Genomic DNA, 3,119 nt, shown 5'->3' with positions numbered 1-3,119 from the left:
GCCTTTGCCAACCGGTCGTCCACGACCGTTTTCTTGCCCATCCCACCCGGGGAGCCCGCCTCCCCGATAGGGCGTTGTGTTCCCCGTTTTCCTTGGAGAACACACCGATGCCCCGTCCTACCGCGCCTTCCCTGTGGCTGCCCGGGTTCGACCCAGCGGCCCCGACCCTGCCCCGCCCTGCAGAGCCGATTTGCCTTTCCGTTTCTTGCGGGCCCGCCGAGCCTGTCGAAGTCATTCACGTCGAGAACCTCAGCGACGTAGAGCAAGAGCAGTCTGTAGTCTCTGTCCGCGCCAACTGGCGGGTTGTGGCCACCGCGACCGAGGCCGCCCCGCGCATCCTCTGGCCGCAACTGACCCGCGCCGACCTGGAGCACCTGAGCGGCCCGACCGCGAAGTTCGAGGCCAACCTGGCAGCAATCACGCTCCTGCGCCAGATCGAAGCCGAAGGCCGGCCGGCCTGTACGGATGATCGCCAGGTTCTTCAACGCTACACCGGCTGGGGCGGCTTGCCCGCCAGCTTCAATCTCGAAGCTGCCGACAGCGCCTGGGCCGAACGTGCCCGTCGCTTGCAGGCGATGCTCAGTGCCGAGGACTACGAATCGGCGCGCGCCTCCGTCAACAACAGCCACTACACCGAGGTCCCCGTGATCGAGGCGATATGGCAGGCGGTGGAGCGCTTCGGTTTCACCGGCGGGCGCATCCTGGAACCCGCCGCTGGCATCGGCCACTTCATCGGCGCCATGCCGCAAGCCTTGGCCGAGCGCAGCAGCGTCACCGCCGTCGAGATCGACCGGGTTTCCGGCCGCATCCTCAAGGCGCTCTACGCGCCCGGCGGCGTGGATGTGCGGATTTCCCCTTTCGAGAAAACCCCGCTGCCCGACCACTGGTTCGACCTCGTGATCGGCAACGTCCCGTTCGGTAAGTACAAGGTCGCCGACGTGAGCAACCGGGCCTATGCCCGCTTCAGCATCCACAACTACTTCTTTGGCCGCGCCCTCGACCTGGTGCGTCCCGGTGGGCTGCTGTGCTTCATTACCAGCAGCCACACGATGGATGCCCAGTACGACGCGGTGCGCGAGTACATCGCAAGTCAGGCTCACCTGCTGGGTGCCATCCGGCTCCCCAAGGGCACCTTCGCCGGCATCGCGTCCACCGAGGTGCAGACCGACATCCTGTTCCTGCGCAAGCGGCAGCGGGCCGAGGCGGTCGAGGCGGATTGGCTGAAGCTGGGCGCGGTGCCCGACATCCTCCGGCACCCCCAGTGCTACGAGCGCTACCTGCCGATCAACGCCTGGTACGCCGAGCACCCGCAGTTGTGCATCGGCCGCATCCGCCGCGAGAGCAATGGCTACGAGGAAGTGCCGGTCGCCGTGTTCGAGGGCGACCTGGAGGCGGCCCTGGCCGAGCGCATCGCCTTGCTGCCGGCCGGTGCTTACCGGCCGGTGGCGCACAAGGCAGCCCCGCTGCGAGTGGTGGTCCCGGCCGAGGCCGGTACCCGTCCTGGCAGCTACCGTCTCCACCAGGGGCGGGTGCATCGGGTCGAGGGCAGCGAACTGGTCGATGTCCATGACCAGCTCAACGCCACGCAACGGGCCCGCGTCACCGGCCTGTGCGCCATCCGCGACCACGCCCGGGCCCTGCTCGACGCGCAGTTGGCGGATGCGGGCGACCGTCGGCTGGGTCACCTGCGAGCCATGCTCAACGGGACCTACGAGCGCTTTGTGTCGCGGTACGGTTGCCTGTCCACGCGCGCCAATGCGCACGCGTTCCGGCGCGACCCGGACTATCCGCTGTTGCTGTCGCTGGAGCATTACGACGAAGAGGCCGACACGGCCCGCAAGGCTGCGCTGTTCACCCGGCGCACGCTGACCATGGTCGTCGAACCGAGCACCGCGGGCGAGCCGGCCGAGGCGCTGGCCGCGTCCGTCCAGTGGCGTGGCCGGGTCGATCCGGCTTACATGGCCGAACTGCTTGGGGCACCCGAAGCTGCGGTGCTGGAGGCACTGGCCGGCGCGGGGCAGGTGTTCCTCGACCCGGCCGACGGGGAATGGAAGACCGCCGACGACTACCTGTCGGGCAACGTGAAAGCGAAGCTCAAGCAGGCGGTGCTGTCCGGGAGTACCTACCAGCGCAACATCGACGCGCTGGAACAGGTGCAACCGGAAGACCTGCCACCGGCGGCCATCGAGCCGCGCCTAGGCGCGGTGTGGATTCCGGCCCTCGACGTCGAGGCGTTCATCCAGGAGGTTCTTGAACTCAAGGACTGCCAGGTGGGCTACTCGGCCGAAGCCGGTGCCTGGTCGGTGAGGTACGGCGAGTGGGAAGCGCGGCAGAACGTGAAGGTGACCCAGGAATTCGGCACCTCGCGCATGAACGCGATCGAGCTCGTGCAGTGCGCGCTCAATGTGCAGGTGCCGACCGTGCGCGACCGCGATCCGCTGACCGACAAGTATTTCGTCAATCCCGACGAGACGCTGGCGGCACGGGAGAAGCTGGGCCTGATCAAGGAACGGTTCGCCGGCTGGGCCTTCGAAGATAGCGAACGGCGCGAGAAGTTGTGCAGGATCTACAACGACCTGTTCAACGCCACGCGGCCCAGGCGCTTCGATGGCTCGCACCTGAAGTTGCCGGGATTCTCCCGCTGCTTCGTGCTGCATCCGCACCAGTTGGATTCGGTGTGGCGCATCGTGCAGTCCGGCAACACCGGCCTCTTCCATGTGGTCGGTGCGGGCAAGACGGCGGTATGCGTCATCGCCAGCATGGAGTTGCGCCGGCTGGGTTTCGTCAATAAGCCCTGCCATGTGGTCCCCAACCACATGCTGGCCCAGTACACGGCGGAATTCGTCCGACTCTATCCGAACGCGTCGGTGCTGATGGCGGGCAAGGAGGACCTGGAAGGCGACCGCCGGCGCGAGCTGGTGTCGCGCATCGCCACGGGCGATTGGGACGCGGTAGTCATCACGCACTCGAGCTTCGAGCGCATCAGGATGTCGCCGCGATTCAGCGAGCGATTCATCAAGGAGATCATCCATGAAATAGAGATGGCGGTACGCGCCGAGAAGAGCAACGACCGGTCCAACCGGATCGTCAAGCAACTCGAGGCGATGAAGAAGAACTGG

The 3,119-nt window shown here is 66.6% G+C and carries 1 protein-coding gene; it reads left to right on the top strand.

Going from position 1 to position 3,119, the window contains the following annotated elements; translation table 11 throughout:
* Window positions 1-107 precede the first annotated feature (107 nt).
* The coding region (locus ACE3TU_RS20715; RefSeq protein WP_374627699.1) for an Eco57I restriction-modification methylase domain-containing protein at window positions 108-3,119 on the top strand (3,012 nt) is incomplete at its 3' end.

It is taken from the genome of Devosia sp. (assembly GCF_041917035.1).
Classification (GTDB): domain Bacteria; phylum Pseudomonadota; class Alphaproteobacteria; order Rhizobiales; family Devosiaceae; genus Devosia_A.
Note: the sequence above shows the minus strand (reverse complement) of the source record. Positions and strands in the feature narration are given on the sequence as shown.